Origin of the sequence: Acidovorax sp. SUPP1855 (assembly GCF_030158955.1) — a bacterium.
Classification (GTDB): Bacteria; Pseudomonadota; Gammaproteobacteria; order Burkholderiales; family Burkholderiaceae_C; genus Paracidovorax.
The window spans coordinates 60,054-75,584 of record NZ_BQXI01000010.1; the positions used below are offsets into that span (position 1 = coordinate 60,054).

The following is a 15,531-nucleotide window of genomic DNA, read 5'->3' on the forward strand; positions in this document are numbered from 1 at the left end:
CCCCTTCATCGTTTCACCGGAGAGACCCGCTCAATGACCAGCTACCAGCACATCAAGGTGCCCGCCGAAGGCCAGAAAATCACCGTCAACGCCGACATGTCGTTGAACGTGCCGGATCAGCCCATCATCCCGTACATCGAGGGCGACGGCACTGGTTTCGATATCACTCCCGTGATGCTGAAGGTCGTGGACGCTGCGGTGGCGAAGGCCTATGGTGGCAAGAAGAAGATCCACTGGATGGAAGTGTTCGCTGGCGAAAAGTCGACCAAGGTCTACGGCCCCGACGTGTGGCTGCCGGAAGAGACGCTGCACGCCGTGCGCGACTACGTGGTTTCCATCAAGGGCCCGTTGACCACCCCTGTGGGCGGTGGCATCCGTTCGCTGAACGTGGCGCTGCGCCAGGAACTGGACCTGTATGTCTGCCTGCGCCCCATCCAGTACTTTAAGGGCGTGCCTTCGCCGGTCAAGGAGCCCGAGAAGACCAACATGGTGATCTTCCGCGAGAACTCGGAAGACATCTATGCCGGGATCGAGTTCGAAGCCGAGTCCGAAAAGGCCAAGAAACTCATCAAGATCCTGCAGGAAGAATTCGGCGTCAAGAAGATCCGCTTTCCCGACACTTCCGGCATTGGCGTCAAGCCCGTGTCCCGCCAAGGCACCGAGCGCTTGGTGCGCAAGGCGATCCAGTACGCCATCGACAATGACAAGCCCAGCGTGACCATCGTGCACAAGGGCAACATCATGAAGTTCACCGAGGGCGGCTTCCGTGACTGGGCCTACGCGCTGGCTGCGAAGGAGTTCGGCGCCGAGCTGATCGATGGTGGCCCCTGGATGAAGTTCAAGAACCCCAAGACGGGCAAGGACATCACCATCAAGGACAGCATTGCGGACGCCTTCCTGCAGCAGATCCTGCTGCGCCCCGCCGAGTACAGCGTGGTGGCAACGCTCAACCTGAATGGCGACTATATCTCTGACGCGCTGGCGGCCCAGGTGGGTGGCATTGGCATCGCTCCTGGCGCCAATCTGTCCGACACGGTGGCGATGTTCGAAGCCACGCACGGCACCGCGCCCAAGTATGCCGGCAAGGACTATGTGAACCCCGGCTCTGAAATCCTGTCGGCCGAAATGATGCTGCGCCACATGGGTTGGACGGAAGCCGCGGACCTGATCATCCGGTCCATCGAGAAATCGATCGCCAGCAAGAAGGTCACCTATGACTTCGCCCGACTGATGGAAGGCGCGACGCAAGTGAGCTGCTCTGGCTTTGGCCAGGTCATGATCGACAACATGTAATCACGTCAGCGGGTACCGGGAGGCTCGGCTGGCTGGTGCGGAAACCCTCGAAGTCCTGTCCGGACTTGGAGGGTTTTCTTTTTGGCTAGAGCGCGTTTCTGGCAGATGGATGGCTGGGCGGTGGCCGGTCAGCGTTTGGCCAGCCGCTGGCCTTGGTTCGGCAGGGATTCCAGCGCCCGCTCGGCATTGACCATCCATGGCTTGCCCACACTTTTTTCGCTGTCCAGCAGGAGGTTCTTGATCGTCGTGATGTCGAGTTGTGGGGCACTGGATTGGAGCAATGCGATCATCCCGCTCACGTGGGCTGCGGCCATCGAAGAGCCTGTGGCGAAGTCGTAGCGCCCCTGGGGTTGCAGCGTGAGCACGTCTTTTCCGGGGGCAGCCAGAACCCCCTTGGCCGCCAGATTGGCGTTGTCGGCCATTCCCACGACGATCACACCGGGCACGCCGGCGGGAAAACCCGTGCGCTCCCCGCTGGACGGAAGCGCTGCGACCACCGCACGGCCTTGTTTGACCAGTTGGCCCAGCAGTGTGCTGAGCAACGGGTCATCCGGGCCGCCCAGGCTCATGTTGATGGTGCGCGCATCGGACGACATCACGGCCACGAGCGCCTTGGCCAGGGTGAAGGAGTTGCAGCGTGCCCCGGCTGAAGGCTGATGCGCCGGATACCAGCAGGCTTTGTACAGGCTTACCTTCGCCTCGGGCGCGACACCCACGATGCCCTGCAGGTTGTTGCCCACCGCGGCGATGATGCCCGCGACCTGGGTCCCGTGCTGATCTTGCTGAAAGCCCGCGGCATTTTCATCGACGAGGTTGTAGGCGGCATCGATCTGCCCGCGCAACTCCGGATGCTCCGTCTGGGCGCCCGTGTCGATCACGGCAATGTGTGCTCCTTTGCCGGTGCTGAGCTTGTGCGCCCGTGCCACCTGCATGTCCACAAAGCCCTGTTGCAAGGGCATGTAGGGGTCGTTGTAGGCCACGGCCGAAGCCTCCGGCTCCGGGCCTGCGTTGACCGAAAAGTCCTGCAGGGGCTGCGCCAGTTGCACGCGGGCATCGCGCGAAAGCGCGTGCAGCAGCGCTTCGCGGGACGCGGTGGCGCTGATCTCGAACACCACGCAGTGCGCATTCATCGGCGGGATCGGCCAGGCAGTCACTTCCCGCAGGCCGTAGTCCACGGCGATGGCCTGGACTGTCCTTGCCGCACGATTGCCCATGGTGTAGCGCGGTGGGGCGCCATAGCTGGACAGGCTGGTGCCCGCGCGGCCCGGGACATGTTCCAGCGGATTGGGAACCGCCACGATGATGTAGCGGGTGCTGTCGGCGCGCATGCCCGCCTCGCCGGATGGCCGCAGCGTCGTGGCGTCAGGAGGGAGTTCCGCCGGCACGCTGCTGCAACCAGCCAGTGTGCATGCCAGCAGCAAGGCCGCAGTCAGAAGACGGGTGGTCATGGCGGGCCTCCGATGGGTTCGACCATCTGCATTCCCGGGGTGCTGCGCAGCCGCTCCAGGGCCTGGGTATTTGATTGGCGCATGTCTTTCGCGGACACCGCATAGGCCCCCATCGCGTTGGGCCCACTGACCACCTGCAGGTTCAACGAATCCAGCAACGCCTTCCAGTCTGCCAGGGTGATGCGTCCATCGGGAACGACACGGATGGCGTTTGGCTGATCAACGCCCGCAGCGCCCGGGGCGGGAGGGCTGCTCAATGTCTGGAACGCCGATGGTTCCTGTTCGGACAAGCGATGTCCCATGAAGGCCAAGGCAACGGCTTGCAAGACGGCGAAGGTGGCCAGCGCATAGGTGAGCCGGCCACCCTGCCGGCGTGCAACTGCGGCGGTTTTGGGCAGCGGTTGATCGCACAGGGCATCCAGCTCGATGCGCGCCAGCAGCTTGTCCAGGCCCGCCTGTTCATCGGGCACGCGTGTGGGGGGCAATGCCATGGCGGCCTGCACCTGCTGCTGTGTCTGGAGTTCGTCCCGGCAGTCGGCGCACTGTGCCAAGTGCTTTTCCACTTCCGCGCGCTGTTCATCGCTGGCACGGCCGTTGACGATCCAGGGCAGGGCCTCCTGGGTGAGCAAATGGGAGCGGTCCTGGCTCGGGGAATCTGGGAAACGGGAGGGCATGGTGCAATCCTATTGAGCGATGCTGCGGGTGGCCAAGGCCGGCAGCAAGTTGCGCAGCTTCACACGCGCGTGGAACATGCGCGCTTTGACCGTTCCGACGGGTGACTGGGTGATGACGGCGATTTCTTCCAGAGAATGCCCGCCTGTATAGGCCAGCTCCAGCACCAAACGCTGGTCCACCGAAAGCCGCTCCATGCCCTTGTCGAGCCAGTTGCGCAACTCCCTTGCTTCGCCAGGGTCCGTAGCCAGATCGGCCTGGACTTCCGGATCATCGTCAGCGACGGACGGCATGTCCGCCCCTCCGTCCTGCCGCAGGGCCTTGAGCCCGCAGCGATAGGCGATGCCCATGATCCAAGTAGAGACTTTCGACTCTTCACGGAAACTGCCCGCTTTTTGCCAGACGATCCAGAAGCAATCGTTGACGATCTCTTCGATCAGGTCGGACCGGCGGGTCAGGCGGGTCAGAAACTGGCAGAGCCGGCCATGGTACGCCCGGTACAACGCTGCCAGGGCTGCGCGATCGCCGGATGCGATGCCATGCAGAAGTTCGAGATCGGCTGAATCGTCAGGAAAGGAGAGGGCAGCCATGGCGTAGAAGCGGGCGGATGGACGTCTTGGAGGATTGAATCTTGCGACGTGTGTGCCTGCAATGCACCAAAAGGTTGCGGATGCTTCAAAAAGAACGGGCCCACATGAACGACCAATGGCCGGCCGTATTGCCCGGATACACCGACTGAGCCCGATCGTCGGTCGCCAGATAGCTGAGGGAGGCGCGCCAGGGTCCTTGGCGCCAGGCGGCGCCGACGCTGCCATACGCATACCGGCCTTGCGGGCGGACCTGGGCCAGGCCGATGGTGCCCGTCAAGGAAAATTGCTCGTCGATCGGTAGCCGGCCGCCCAGATCCACGGCCCAACGCATGGGCCGGGCGGCATCCTGGGTGTGGGGATAGCGAAACACCGAGGCCCCCGCCGTGATCAGATCGCGGTAGCTGAAGCTCAGCGCCGTTTCCAGCCGGTCCGTCAGCCGGGCGGTTGGATTGTCCGGATAGGCGTAGTACTGGGTGACGGCCTGATATTGCCAGTCATTGGAGAGTACGCCGTCATAGGCGAGGCGCACGATGGCCCGGCCGTAGCGGCGGCCGTTGGTCTGCATCCCCAGCACGGCACCTGCCGACCAGCCCGTCGCATCGTAGAGCGTGATCAGTCCCTGGACGATGGGGCGCCTGATGGGCGTCTGGAAACCACGTTCGGTCAGGTCACTGCTGACGGCGATCTCACCGGTGACATCACGGGTCTGTGCGCCGCAGCCGGCTGTCGCTCCCAAAAGGATCCAGGGCAGCAGGCTTCGGGCGGTGCTGTCAGGCCATGCATGTGAAAAAGGCATGACAGCAGTTTAGGCCAGCCTGGCGGGTCAGCGAACGAGGCAAGGGCGCTTGGGATCGAACTTCCAGCCGGTGTGAAGGTACTGCATCGCGATGCTGTCGTCGCGGGCCCCCAGCCCGTGCTGCAGGTAGAGCTGGTGCGCGCGCTCCACGGCCGCCATGTCGAGCTGAACGCCCAGGCCTGGGGTGGTCGGCACGGTCACATGCCCGTCCACGATCTGCAGCGGCGATTGCGTCAGGCCTTGGCCGTCCTGCCAGATCCAGTGGGTATCGATGGCCGTGACCTTGCCGGGAGCCGCGGCCGCCACATGCGTGAACATGGCCAGCGACACGTCGAAATGGTTGTTGGAGTGCGAACCCCAGGTCAGGCCCCAGTCGCGGCAGGTCTGGGCCACGCGCACCGAGCCGGCCATGGTCCAGAAGTGCGGGTCGGCCAGCGGAATATCGACCGACTGGAGCGAGAGCGCATGCACCATCTGGCGCCAGTCGGTGGCCACCATGTTGGTGGCGGTGGGCAGCCCGGTGGCGCGGCGGAACTCCGCCATGATCTCGCGCCCCGAGAAGCCGTCTTCGGCACCGCAAGGGTCTTCCGCATAGGCGAGCACGCCGTGCAGGTCGCGGCACAGACGCACGGCGTCCTTGAGCAGCCAGCCGCCGTTGGGGTCGAGGGTGACGCGCGCCTTGGGAAAGCGCTCGTGCAGCGCACGGATGGCCAGGACTTCGTCCTCGCCGCGCAGCACGCCTCCCTTGAGCTTGAAGTCGTTGAAACCATAGCGTGCGTGCGCGGCCTCGGCCTGGCGCACGATGGTCTCGGGCGTGAGGGCCTGCAGATGGCGCACGCGGCTCCAGTCGCTTTCGGGGGCATCCACATCCTGGGCCCGCACGTAGGGCAGATCGGTTTGGCCGGCATCGCCCACGAAGAACAGATAGCCCAGCATTTCCACGCGGTCGCGCTGCTGGCCTTCTCCGAGCAGTGCGGCCACCGGCACGCCCAGGTGCTGGCCCAGCAAGTCGAGCAAGGCCGACTCCACGGCGGTGACGGCATGGATGGCGATGCGCAGGTCGAACGTCTGCAGGCCACGCCCGCCGCTGTCGCGCCCTGCGAGCGCGGCCTGCACCCGCTGCAGCAGCGCCAGATGGTTGCCCACCGGCTGCCCGACGAGCAGGGGCCGGACATCTTCCAGGGCCTGCCGGATCTTTTCGCCACCCGGCACTTCGCCGACTCCGGTGCGCCCGGCACTGTCGGTGAGGATGAACAGGTTGCGCGTGAAGAACGGGGCGTGCGCGCCGCTCAGGTTGAGCAGCATGCCGTCGCGCCCGGCGACCGGAATGACACGGACTTCGGTGACGGTAGGGGTGTGCATGGCAGTGGGCATGGGTGTGGGCTTCGGAGAGTGGCGGAGCGAAATGGGTTCAAGCCGTGCCGGTGCCGGGCACCGGGGCGCGGACAGCACCTGTGGCATAGAAGGCGTGCAGGTTGTCCAGCACCATGTCGGCCATGGCGCGGCGGGTTTCATGGGTGGCGCTGGCGGTGTGCGGTGTCAGGACTACGTTGTCCAGCGCCAGCAGCGCGGCCGGTACGGATGGTTCGTTTTCGAACACGTCGAGGCCCGCACCCGCGATGCGGCGTTCTGCCAGGGCCTCGATCAGCGCCGCCTCATCGACCACGCTGCCCCGTGCCACGTTGATCAGAAAACCGCGGGGGCCGAGGGCCTCCAGCACGGCCCGATCGACCAGATGGCGGGTTTCCGCCCCTCCGGCCACGGTAAGCACCAGGTAGTCGGCCCATCGGGCCAGTTCAAGCAGCGAGTCGAAATAGGGCAGGGCGGACTGGGCGCTGGGCCGGCGGTTGTGGTAGCCGACCTCCATGCGAAAGCCCGAGGCCCGTTCGGCCACGGCCTGTCCGATGCGGCCCATGCCGACGAGCCCCAACCGCTTGCCGGACACCCGGGTCTGGGGCGCGAACCGGGCGGTGGTCCAGTCGCCGCGCCGCACGAAGCGGTCGCTGGCGCTGACGCCGCGCGACACATCCAGCAGCAGGGCAAAGGCCAGGTCTGCCACGCAATCGTTCAAGACGCCGGGCGTGTAGCCCACCTGGATCCCCCGCGCGCTGGCCGCCGGGATGTCCAGCGCGTCGAAGCCCACGCCGAAGCTGCTGATGACCTGCAAACGCGGCAAGGCGTCGATCACTTCGCGTTTCAGGCCAATGGAGGCGGAGGTGACCACGCCCGTGAAATCAGCGCCGCGTTCGGCAAGGAAAGCGGCGGGATCGGGTTGGTCGGACAGGCAAACGATGTCGAACTGCGCAGCCAGGTCGGCTTCGAGCGCCGGCAAGGGCAGGCGGGCGATTTGCAGAAGGCGGGGCCGGGGTGTGATGCTCATGGGCGGGGATGGTACGGCGGCGCATCCAGGGCCTTGGGGTGCAGGCCGGTGTGAAAGCGGTCGCAGGGAGCAAAAAGATTCGAAGCCCCAAAAGAAAGCCGCTCGCGCGGCCCCCTCGTGGGCGGGAATCAGGGCGCTGCGCGGACGGCTTGGCGGGCCAGCAGCTTCCAGTCGGCGCCTTGCTTTTGCCAGACGCCCAGGATCTTGATCTGCACCTTGCCGGGCTTGCCCGAGTCGTTGGTGTCGGCCGTCAGGGTGTGGCGGACGATGGCCACGTCGCCGACCACCTTGATGGTCTGGTCGCTGATGACGATGGTGACGAAGTCCGACTTGCCGTCGAGCAGGTCGCTGATGAAGCTGGCCTTGGTGTCCACCCGGCCTCCCGAGTGGCCATAGCTCAGGTCGTCGGCCACGAGCTGATTCAATGCGGCGGAGGACGGGTCGATCATGGCGATCCGCAGGCGCTCGGCCGCGGTGGCGACCGACTGCGGCGCATCGGTGCCCGCGCCGGCCGGTGCCGTGGCGCAGCCGCCCAGGGCCAGCAGGGTGACGGCCGTGGCCGCGGCCAGGAACAGTTTCTTGTACATCTCTTGTCTCCGTTGTGGTGTGGTTTTATGGATGCCCCGTGCGGATGGCTTGACCCACCGGCGCCCGTGCACGGCCGGGCGCCGGATCTTCAGCCACGGCGCCTTATTGCGGGCCGAGCTTGTCGATGAGTGCCTTGAGTTCCTGCATTTCGCCGGGCTTGAGGTCCGTGAGCGGGGCGCGGACGGGGCCGGCATCGTGGCCGACGATCTTCGCGCCGGCCTTGACGATGCTGACGGCATAGCCGGCCATGCGGTTGCGCAGTTCGAGGTAAGGCATGAAGAACTCGCGCAGCAGGTGGTGCTGCGTCGCCAGATCGTCGTTCGCCACGGCCTTGTAGAAGTCCATCGCCGTCTTGGGGATGAAGTTGAACACGGCCGACGAATACACCGGCGTGCCCAGTGCCTTGTAGGCCGCGGCATATACCTCGGCGGTCGGCAGGCCGCCCAGGTAGGCGAAGCGGTCGCCCATCTTCATGTAAATGGAGTTCATCAGCTCGATGTCGCCCACGCCGTCCTTGAAGCCCACCAGGTTGGCGTTGCGTTCGGCCAGGCGTGCCAGCGTTTCGGGAGTGAAGCGGCTCTGGCCGCGGTTGTAGACGATCACCCCGAACTTCACGCTCTTGCACACCTCTTCGACGTGCGCGGCCAGGCCTTCCTGGCCGGCTTCCGTCAGGTAGTGCGGCAGCAGCAGGATGCCGTGGGCGCCGGCCTTCTCGGCCGCCTGGGCGCACTGGATGGCAAAGCGCGTGGGGCCGCCGGCGCCGGCGATGATCGGCACCTTGCCGCGGCAGGTGTCCACGGCGGTCTTGATGATGCCGGGGTACTCGTCTGCCGTGAGCGAGAAGAACTCACCCGTGCCGCCTGCCGCGAACAAAGCGCTGGCACCGTAGGGGGCCAGCCATTCCAGGCGCTCCGCGTAGCCCTTGGCGTTGAATTGGCCATGGGCGTCGAAGTCCGTGAGCGGGAACGACAGGAGGCCGGAGCCCATGATGGTCTTGAGTTCTTGAGGTTGCATGGCGGTACGGGGTAGTGGGTGGAAAAAGGGAAAAGTGAAAAATCAGTCGAGCCGGATCTGCGCCGCCGACACCACACTGGCCCAGCGTGCGCGCTCCTTCTCGAAGAACTTGTCCTGCTCGGCGGCGGCCATGGTCACGACCTCGGCGCCCTGGCCCGCGAGGCGCGAGCGGATTTCCGGCGTGCGGATGACGGAGATGAGGGCCGTGTTCAGGCGCTGCACGATCGGATCGGGCGTGCCGCGCGGCACGAGGATGCCTTGCCAGGTGCCGGACTCGAAGCCGGGGATGCCCTGCTCGGCGATGGTGGGTACATCGGCCAATAGCGGCATGCGCGTGGCCTTGGACAGCGCCAGTACCTTGAGCTTGCCGCTCTGCACGTGGGGCAGGGTGGCGAGCATGCCGTTCATCAGCACCTGGGTCTGGCCGGCCATCGTGTCCTGGATGGCGGTCACTCCGCCCTTGTAAGGCACATATTGCCAGCGGGCGCCACTGGCGCGCTCCAGCGCCACGCCGGCCAGGTGCGGTGCGCTGCCCGTGGCGGTGACGGCGAAATTCAGGTCGGCCGTCTTGGACAGGGCGATCAGTTCCTTCAGGTTGTTGGCGGGCACGGACGGGTGCACCACCAGCATGTGCGGCGAGTAGGCCAGCATGGTCGCGCCACGCAGGTCCTTGGAGGGGTTGAATGGCAGCTTGGTATAGACCGAGGGGCTGATGGCCAGCGCCCCCACGTCGCACAGCAGCATGGTGTAGCCGTCGGGCTGCGCCTTGGCGACGAAGTCGGCGCCCAGGTTGCCGTTGGCGCCGGGCTTGTTTTCCACGATGACGTTCTGCTTGAGCATGTCCGACAGCGGCTGGCTGATGGCGCGCGCAATGATGTCCGAACTGCCGCCGGGCGGGTAGGGCACGATGAGTCGCAACGTTTTGGTGGGCCAATTGGCGGTCTGGCCCATGGCCGTGGTGCTGGCCAGGGCGGCGGCACCATAGACCATGGCGTGGCGGCGGTTCAAAGTCATTGCATGTCTCCTTGCTTGGGTTAGGTCATTTATTGTTGTACGTCATCATACAACTTAAAAATAGCAAGGCACAAGCGCCGGAGGATGCTTTTCCGCGGCTCTTCGGGTTAACGATGACCCGTGCGCCCGGCCTTCGGGCCAGTGGCTGGGTTTCAGGCTTCGGGTGTGGCGGCAGGGGCTTGTACTTGAGCCGGCGGGGTTTTGGCCGCCTCCTGCGCCAGGCGCAGGCGCTCGCGGCTGTTGGTGAGGTGGATGCGCATGGCCGCGCGCGCCGACTCGGGGTCCTTGCGGGCGATGGCCGAATAGATCTCTTCGTGCTCGCGGTTCACCCGGCTCAGGTATTCGTGGCCCCGCACCGCGTTGCGGATGCCCGAGATGCGGGTGCGCGGAATCAGCGTGGTGCCCAGGTGGTTCATGATGTCGGCGAAGTACGGGTTGCCCGTCGCCTCGGCGATCTGCAGGTGGAAGCGGAAGTCGTGCCCCACCGTGTCGCCGCCCATGGCCACGTTGCGCTCGAAGTCGTCCAGCGCCTGGCGCATGGCCTGCAGGTGCGTTTCGCTGCGGCGCATGGCCGCGAGGCCGGCCGATTCGGTTTCCAGGCTGATGCGCAGCTCCAGCACGGCCAGAACGTCCACCGACGCCGTGAGTTCGGACGGGTCCAGCCGGAACACGCCGCCGGCACGCGGGGGCAGCACGAAGGTGCCGATGCCGTGCCGCGTTTCCACGAGGCCGGCGGCCTGCAGCTTGGACAGGGCCTCGCGCACCACGGTGCGGCTCACGTCGTGGGCGCGCATGATTTCCGATTCGGTGGGCAGCTTGTCGCCCGGCGTCAGCAGCCGGTCGCGGATCTTTCCAGAGAAGTCTTCCACCACGGCGTTGGCCAGTCCGCGAGCGCGCCGGACCGGGGCCGGGGACAGGTTCGGGGCCGTTGATTCGGTGGGGGCGGGGTATGCGGGTAATCCCTTTATCGGTGCGGCCATGGCGGTGATGATAATCGCTGAACGTTGTATGACAACATATGACAAATACTAGCCAGAGGAGCTTCATGAGCCAGCCGTCCCGTTTACCCCGTCTTCTTTTGACCGGCGCCGCAGGCGGCCTGGGCCAGGTATTGCGCGAAAGATTGCGCCCGTATGCCGAGGTGCTGCGGCTGTCCGACATCTCCACCGTGGCCCCGTCGCGCGGCCCCGATGAAGAAGTAGTGCCCTGCGATCTGGCCGATAAGGCTGCGGTGGACGCGCTGGTGGCTGGCTGCGACGCCATCGTGCACCTGGGCGGGGTATCGGTGGAGCGGCCTTTCGAGCAGATCCTGGAAGCCAACATCAAGGGCGTGTTCCACATCTACGAAGGTGCGCGTCGCCACGGCGTGCGCCGCGTGGTGTTCGCCAGCTCCAACCATGTGACGGGCTTTTACCGCCAGGATGAGCGCATCGACGCCAACGCCCGCCGCCGGCCCGATGGCTATTACGGCCTGTCCAAGTCGTTCGGCGAAGACATGGCGAGCTTCTATTTCGACCGCTACGGCATCGAGACGGTGAGCCTGCGCATCGGCTCCTCGTTCCCTGCGCCGCGCGACCGCCGCATGATGAGTTCCTGGCTGAGCTACGACGACCTCACCCAGCTCGTCGAAAAGGCCCTGTTCACCCCGGACGTGGGCCACACCGTGGTGTATGGCGCCTCCGCCAACCGCGATCTGTGGTGGGACAACCATGCGGCAGCGCACCTGGGCTTCACGCCCAAGGACAGCTCCGAACCCTTCCGCGCCCAGGTCGAGGCCCAGCCCGCACCCGCGCCGACCGATCCGGCCGCCATCTACCAGGGCGGAGCCTTCACGGCCCAGGGCCCGTTCGAAGGATGACCGCCGTGAACGCCAGCGCGGAACTGGTGCTGGATGCGCGCTGCGCGACGGGCGAGAGCCCGGTGTGGCGCGCGGCCGAGCAGGCGCTGTACTGGGCCGACATTCCCCAGGGCGTGCTGCACCGCTGGTCCGCGCAGACCGGCGAGCAGGCGCAGTGGAAGGCCCCCGAGATGGTCGCCTGTATCGCCCCCTGGGGCGGGCAGCCCGGCCGATGGCTTGCCGGTTTGGAAAGCGGCTGGTTCCAGCTCGACTTGCCGCAGGGCGGTGCCGCATCTGGCCCGCTGCAGGCGCAGCGCCTGGCCACGGCCGACTACGCCCGGGCGGGCATGCGCTTCAACGACGGCCGCTGTGACCGCCAGGGCCGGTTCATCGCCGGCACCATGCTGCAGGACATGGGCGCCGCCGCCCGCGTGGGCAAGGTGTACCGGTTCGGTGCGCAGGAGATGGCGGCCGGCGCGGGCACCGACCTGGCGCTGGGCGATTTGATCGTGCCCAACGGCATCGCTTTCAGCCTCGATGGGCGCACGATGTACCTGTCCGATTCGCACCCCCAGGTGCAGGCGATCTGGGCCTTCGACTACGACACCGAGACCGGCACCCCGAGCCGCCGGCGCCTGTTCGCCGACATGAATCCGCTGCCGGGGCGCCCCGATGGCGCGGCGATCGATGTGGATGGCGGCTACTGGATCTGTGGCAACGACGCGGGCCTGGTGCACCGCTTCACCCCCGATGGCCGGCTCGACCGGTCCCTGGCCGTGCCGGTGAAAAAGCCTGCCATGTGCGCCTTCGGCGGCCCGCAGCTCGACACGCTGTACGTCACCTCCATCCGCCCCGCAGGCGTGGACCTGTCGGACCAACCGTTGGCCGGCGGTGTCTTCGCATTGCGCCCGGGTACGCAGGGCGTGCCGGAGCCAGAATTCACCCCCCCTGTCTGAACGGGGCCTGGGTCCCTCTACCGATTTCTCCCCCAAAACGTATTTCCAACAGCAAAAGAGACGAGGCAGACAAATGAAATTCCTGAAGACCACCCTGGCCACCCTGGCCGCACTCACACTGGGCTTCGGCGCCGCGCAGGCCACCGAGCTGCGCTCCGCGGACATCCACCCCGACGACTACCCGACCGTGACGGCGGTCAAGTTCATGGGCGAGCGCCTGAAAGCCCTGTCCGGCGGCAAGCACACCATCAAGGTGTTCAACAACGGCGCCCTGGGCAGCGAGAAGGACACCATCGAGCAGGCCAAGATCGGCGCCCTGCAACTGGTGCGCATCAACATCGGCGCGATGAACAACATCTGCCCCGAGACCGTGGTGCCCACGATGCCGTTCCTGTTCCGTTCGGTCGATCATCTGCACAAGGTGCTGGACGGCCCGATCGGCGAGGAAATCCTCAAGGCCTGCGAAAAGCAGGGCTTCGTGGGCCTGGCCTACTACGACAGCGGCGCCCGCTCGATGTTCACCGCCAAGAAGCCCGTGCGCAGCTTCGCCGACATGAAGGGCCTGAAGGTGCGCGTGCAGCAGTCCGACCTGTGGGTGTCGATGCTGGAGGCCATGGGCGCCAACGCCACCCCCATGCCCATGGGCGAGGTGTACACGGGCCTCAAGACCGGGCTGATCGACGCGGCCGAGAACAACTATCCCACGTATGAGAGTTCGCGTTCGTTCGAGGTGGCCAAGTACTACACCAAAACCGAGCACTCCATGGCCCCCGAGATGCTGCTGTTCTCCAAGCGCGCCTGGGACCGCCTGTCGCCCGAAGAGCAGGGCTGGATCCGCCAGGCCGCCAAGGAGTCGGTGCCCTACATGCGCAAGCAATGGGCCGAACGCGAGATCAAGTCGCTGGCGACGGTGAAGGCCGGCGGTGCCGAGATCATCGAAATCGACAAGGCCCCGTTCCAGGCCGCCATGAAGCCGGTGTACGACAAGTTCATCCCGGACGCCAAGCTCAAGGACCTGGTCAAGCGCGTTCAGGACACCCAGTAAGTCCCTTTCTGCCCACTTCCTGAAGTGGGCTTTTTTTGCTCTTAAATCAATAGCATGGTGCCCTAGTGAATATTGTGCCAGGGGCCTTTTTTACTCATAACAACATGTATACCCAAATTTGCCGCACGCTCGCCCGCGTCTGCATGTGGCTGGGCATCCTCGGCCTGGTCGCAGTGATTTGCGCCGTGAGCTGGCAGGTGTTCGGACGCTATGTGCTCAACAACACGCCCACCTGGGCGGAAAGCCTGGCCCTGCTGCTGGTGATCTACGTCACCATGTTCGGCGTGGCCGTGGGCGTGCGCGATGCCGGCCACATCGGGCTCGAATCGTTCCTGGTGCTGGCGCCCGACTGGCTGCGCCTGAAGATGGAATACCTCATCCATGCGCTGGTGCTGGTGTTCGGCGCCGTGATGGCCTACAGCTGCGCGTCGCTCGCGCAGTCGGTGTGGGACTACCGGCTGCCCACGCTGTGGATCTCCGAAGGTTGGAAATACGTGCCGGCCGCGATCGCCGGCGTCCTGATCGTGATGTTCTCGATCGAACACATCATCGCGCTGGCCCAGGGCCGCGAAGTCGAACCCGCCTGGGGCTGAGAAAAACCATGACCGTGCCACTTTTGATCCTGAGCGTGTCGTTCACGCTGTTCCTGCTGCTGGGCGTGCCCGTGGCGTTTTCCATCGGCCTGTCGGCCCTGGCCACCCTGCTGTACGAAGGCCTGCCCCTGGAGGTCGGCTTCCAGCAGATGACCTCGGGCATGGGCATCTTCTCGTTCCTGGCGATTCCGTTCTTCATCTTCGCGGGTGAGCTGATGCTGTATGGCGGCATCGCCGACCGCATCGTCAACTTCGCGCGCAACCTGGTGGGCCACGTGCGCGGCGGGCTGGGCATGTCCAACGTGGTGGCCTGCACGCTGTTCGGCGGCGTCTCGGGCTCGCCGGTGGCGGACGTGTCGGCCATGGGCGCCGTGATGATCCCGATGATGAAGAAGGAGGGCTACCACGCCGACTACGCCGTCAACGTGACGACGCACGCGGCGCTGGTGGGGGCGCTCATGCCCACCAGCCACAACCTCATCATCTATTCGCTGGCGGCCGGCGGCAAGGTGTCCATCGCGGCGCTGATCCTCGCGGCGCTGATTCCCGCGCTGGTGCTCACCATCAGCAATCTGGCCGCGGCCTACCTCGTGGCCGTCAAGCGCGGCTACCCGGCAGGCACGTTCCCGGGCTGGCAGATCGTCGGGCGTTCGTTCGCCGCCGCGCTGCCGGGGCTGTTCATCGTCGTGCTGATCCTGGGGGGCATTCTTTCGGGCATCTTTACCGCCACCGAATCGGCGGCCGTGGCCGTGCTGTATGCGTTGGGCCTGACCGTGTTCCTGTACCGCACGCTGAAGTGGGAGCACTTCATCAAGGCGGCCTCGAAGGCGGTGCGCACCACGGGCGTGATCCTGCTGCTGATCGGCATCTCCAGCACCTTCGGCTACCTCATCAGCCTGTACGGCGTGGCCGAACTCACGGGCCAGATGCTGTCGCAGGTGACCAGCACGCCATGGGTGATCTTCCTGCTGATCAACATCATCCTGTTCGTGCTGGGCACCTTCCTGGACATGGCGGCCACCATCTTGCTGTGCACGCCGATCTTCCTGCCCATCGCCCAGCACTACGGCATGAGTTCGGTGCAGTTCGGCATCGTCATGCTGATCAACTGCGCGCTGGGCCTGAACACGCCGCCCGTGGGCACCACCCAGTTCGTGGGCTGTGCGATCGGCGGCGTGTCGGTGGGCACCGTGATGCGCACGATCTGGCCGTTCTACGGCGCGCTGATCTTCGCGCTGGCCCTCGTGACCTTCGTGCCGGCCTTCTCGACCTGGCTGCCCAGCATGTTCATGGTGGTCAAGTGAC

The 15,531-nt window shown here is 65.7% G+C and carries 16 protein-coding genes; 6 read left to right on the forward strand and 10 right to left on the reverse strand.

Features of this window, described 5'->3' with window-relative positions; translation table 11 throughout:
- Window positions 1-33 precede the first annotated feature (33 nt).
- A complete protein-coding gene (icd, locus tag AVMA1855_RS10995; protein ID WP_284401220.1) occupies window positions 34-1,293 on the forward strand; it encodes an NADP-dependent isocitrate dehydrogenase in 1,260 nt (419 codons plus the stop codon).
- Window positions 1,294-1,421: 128 nt separating this feature from the next.
- Here icd and AVMA1855_RS11000 read toward each other — a convergent pair whose 3' ends face one another.
- From AVMA1855_RS11000 to AVMA1855_RS11045, 10 genes are all read right to left on the reverse strand, one after another.
- Entirely contained in the window at window positions 1,422-2,741 is a 1,320-nt protein-coding gene (locus AVMA1855_RS11000) for a S8 family serine peptidase (protein WP_284425733.1), read from the reverse strand.
- Entirely contained in the window at window positions 2,738-3,415 is a 678-nt protein-coding gene (locus AVMA1855_RS11005; RefSeq protein ID WP_284425734.1) for an anti-sigma factor family protein, read from the reverse strand. The genes AVMA1855_RS11000 and AVMA1855_RS11005 overlap by 4 nt, the downstream gene beginning before the upstream one ends.
- A 9-nt stretch (window positions 3,416-3,424) precedes the next feature.
- Entirely contained in the window at window positions 3,425-4,003 is a 579-nt protein-coding gene (locus AVMA1855_RS11010; RefSeq protein WP_284425735.1) for an RNA polymerase sigma factor, read from the reverse strand.
- 85 nt (window positions 4,004-4,088) lie between these two features.
- Window positions 4,089-4,799: a TorF family putative porin gene (locus tag AVMA1855_RS11015; RefSeq protein WP_284425736.1), complete on the reverse strand. Its 711-nt coding sequence runs from the start codon at window positions 4,797-4,799 to the stop codon at window positions 4,089-4,091.
- A 27-nt stretch (window positions 4,800-4,826) separates the two neighbouring features.
- Window positions 4,827-6,161 carry an enolase C-terminal domain-like protein gene (locus tag AVMA1855_RS11020; RefSeq protein WP_284412940.1) on the reverse strand — a complete coding sequence of 445 codons (1,335 nt, stop codon included), beginning with the start codon at window positions 6,159-6,161 and terminating at the stop codon, window positions 4,827-4,829.
- 49 nt (window positions 6,162-6,210) lie between these two features.
- A complete protein-coding gene (locus tag AVMA1855_RS11025; protein WP_284425737.1) occupies window positions 6,211-7,179 on the reverse strand; it encodes a 2-hydroxyacid dehydrogenase in 969 nt (322 codons plus the stop codon).
- 128 nt (window positions 7,180-7,307) lie between these two features.
- Window positions 7,308-7,766 (reverse strand): nuclear transport factor 2 family protein, encoded by a 459-nt coding sequence (locus AVMA1855_RS11030; RefSeq protein ID WP_284425738.1) that lies wholly within the window; start codon window positions 7,764-7,766, stop codon window positions 7,308-7,310.
- 103 nt (window positions 7,767-7,869) lie between these two features.
- Complete coding sequence (gene kdgD / locus AVMA1855_RS11035) at window positions 7,870-8,781, reverse strand: 5-dehydro-4-deoxyglucarate dehydratase (RefSeq protein WP_284425739.1); 912 nt, start codon at window positions 8,779-8,781, stop codon at window positions 7,870-7,872.
- A gap of 42 nt (window positions 8,782-8,823) precedes the next feature.
- Window positions 8,824-9,795 (reverse strand): Bug family tripartite tricarboxylate transporter substrate binding protein, encoded by a 972-nt coding sequence (locus tag AVMA1855_RS11040; protein WP_284425740.1) that lies wholly within the window; start codon window positions 9,793-9,795, stop codon window positions 8,824-8,826.
- Between the two features lie 152 nt (window positions 9,796-9,947).
- The gene (locus AVMA1855_RS11045) at window positions 9,948-10,775 is read right to left on the reverse strand and encodes a FadR/GntR family transcriptional regulator (protein WP_272569095.1); all 828 of its coding nucleotides are present in this window, start codon (window positions 10,773-10,775) and stop codon (window positions 9,948-9,950) included.
- Between the two features lie 65 nt (window positions 10,776-10,840).
- Here AVMA1855_RS11045 and AVMA1855_RS11050 point away from each other — a divergent pair, with 65 nt between their 5' ends.
- The 5 genes from AVMA1855_RS11050 to AVMA1855_RS11070 all read left to right on the forward strand — a co-directional run bounded on the left by AVMA1855_RS11050 (window position 10,841) and on the right by AVMA1855_RS11070 (window position 15,530).
- Window positions 10,841-11,653, forward strand: coding sequence for an NAD-dependent epimerase/dehydratase family protein (locus tag AVMA1855_RS11050; RefSeq protein WP_284412947.1), 813 nt, complete (start codon window positions 10,841-10,843; stop codon window positions 11,651-11,653).
- 5 nt (window positions 11,654-11,658) lie between these two features.
- Window positions 11,659-12,588 (forward strand): SMP-30/gluconolactonase/LRE family protein, encoded by a 930-nt coding sequence (locus AVMA1855_RS11055; protein WP_502870311.1) that lies wholly within the window; start codon window positions 11,659-11,661, stop codon window positions 12,586-12,588.
- 73 nt (window positions 12,589-12,661) lie between these two features.
- On the forward strand, window positions 12,662-13,633 hold the full coding sequence (locus AVMA1855_RS11060; protein ID WP_284425742.1) for a TRAP transporter substrate-binding protein: 972 nt from the start codon (window positions 12,662-12,664) through the stop codon (window positions 13,631-13,633).
- 104 nt (window positions 13,634-13,737) lie between these two features.
- A complete protein-coding gene (locus AVMA1855_RS11065; protein ID WP_272569100.1) occupies window positions 13,738-14,226 on the forward strand; it encodes a TRAP transporter small permease in 489 nt (162 codons plus the stop codon).
- Between the two features lie 8 nt (window positions 14,227-14,234).
- Entirely contained in the window at window positions 14,235-15,530 is a 1,296-nt protein-coding gene (locus AVMA1855_RS11070) for a TRAP transporter large permease (protein WP_272569102.1), read from the forward strand.
- Window position 15,531 lies beyond the last annotated feature (1 nt).

What these genes read in the sequence shown, in the direction of transcription:
- icd (WP_284401220.1), top strand. Translation starts at nt 34, where the DNA reads ATGACCAGCTACCAGCACATCAAGGTGCCCGCCGAAGGCCAGAAAATC.
- AVMA1855_RS11000 (WP_284425733.1), bottom strand. Translation starts at nt 2,741, where the DNA reads ATGACCACCCGTCTTCTGACTGCGGCCTTGCTGCTGGCATGCACACTG.
- AVMA1855_RS11005 (WP_284425734.1), bottom strand. Translation starts at nt 3,415, where the DNA reads ATGCCCTCCCGTTTCCCAGATTCCCCGAGCCAGGACCGCTCCCATTTG.
- AVMA1855_RS11010 (WP_284425735.1), bottom strand. Translation starts at nt 4,003, where the DNA reads ATGGCTGCCCTCTCCTTTCCTGACGATTCAGCCGATCTCGAACTTCTG.
- AVMA1855_RS11015 (WP_284425736.1), bottom strand. Translation starts at nt 4,799, where the DNA reads ATGCCTTTTTCACATGCATGGCCTGACAGCACCGCCCGAAGCCTGCTG.
- AVMA1855_RS11020 (WP_284412940.1), bottom strand. Translation starts at nt 6,161, where the DNA reads ATGCACACCCCTACCGTCACCGAAGTCCGTGTCATTCCGGTCGCCGGG.
- AVMA1855_RS11025 (WP_284425737.1), bottom strand. Translation starts at nt 7,179, where the DNA reads ATGAGCATCACACCCCGGCCCCGCCTTCTGCAAATCGCCCGCCTGCCC.
- AVMA1855_RS11030 (WP_284425738.1), bottom strand. Translation starts at nt 7,766, where the DNA reads ATGTACAAGAAACTGTTCCTGGCCGCGGCCACGGCCGTCACCCTGCTG.
- kdgD (WP_284425739.1), bottom strand. Translation starts at nt 8,781, where the DNA reads ATGCAACCTCAAGAACTCAAGACCATCATGGGCTCCGGCCTCCTGTCG.
- AVMA1855_RS11040 (WP_284425740.1), bottom strand. Translation starts at nt 9,795, where the DNA reads ATGACTTTGAACCGCCGCCACGCCATGGTCTATGGTGCCGCCGCCCTG.
- AVMA1855_RS11045 (WP_272569095.1), bottom strand. Translation starts at nt 10,775, where the DNA reads ATGGCCGCACCGATAAAGGGATTACCCGCATACCCCGCCCCCACCGAA.
- AVMA1855_RS11050 (WP_284412947.1), top strand. Translation starts at nt 10,841, where the DNA reads ATGAGCCAGCCGTCCCGTTTACCCCGTCTTCTTTTGACCGGCGCCGCA.
- AVMA1855_RS11060 (WP_284425742.1), top strand. Translation starts at nt 12,662, where the DNA reads ATGAAATTCCTGAAGACCACCCTGGCCACCCTGGCCGCACTCACACTG.
- AVMA1855_RS11065 (WP_272569100.1), top strand. Translation starts at nt 13,738, where the DNA reads ATGTATACCCAAATTTGCCGCACGCTCGCCCGCGTCTGCATGTGGCTG.
- AVMA1855_RS11070 (WP_272569102.1), top strand. Translation starts at nt 14,235, where the DNA reads ATGACCGTGCCACTTTTGATCCTGAGCGTGTCGTTCACGCTGTTCCTG.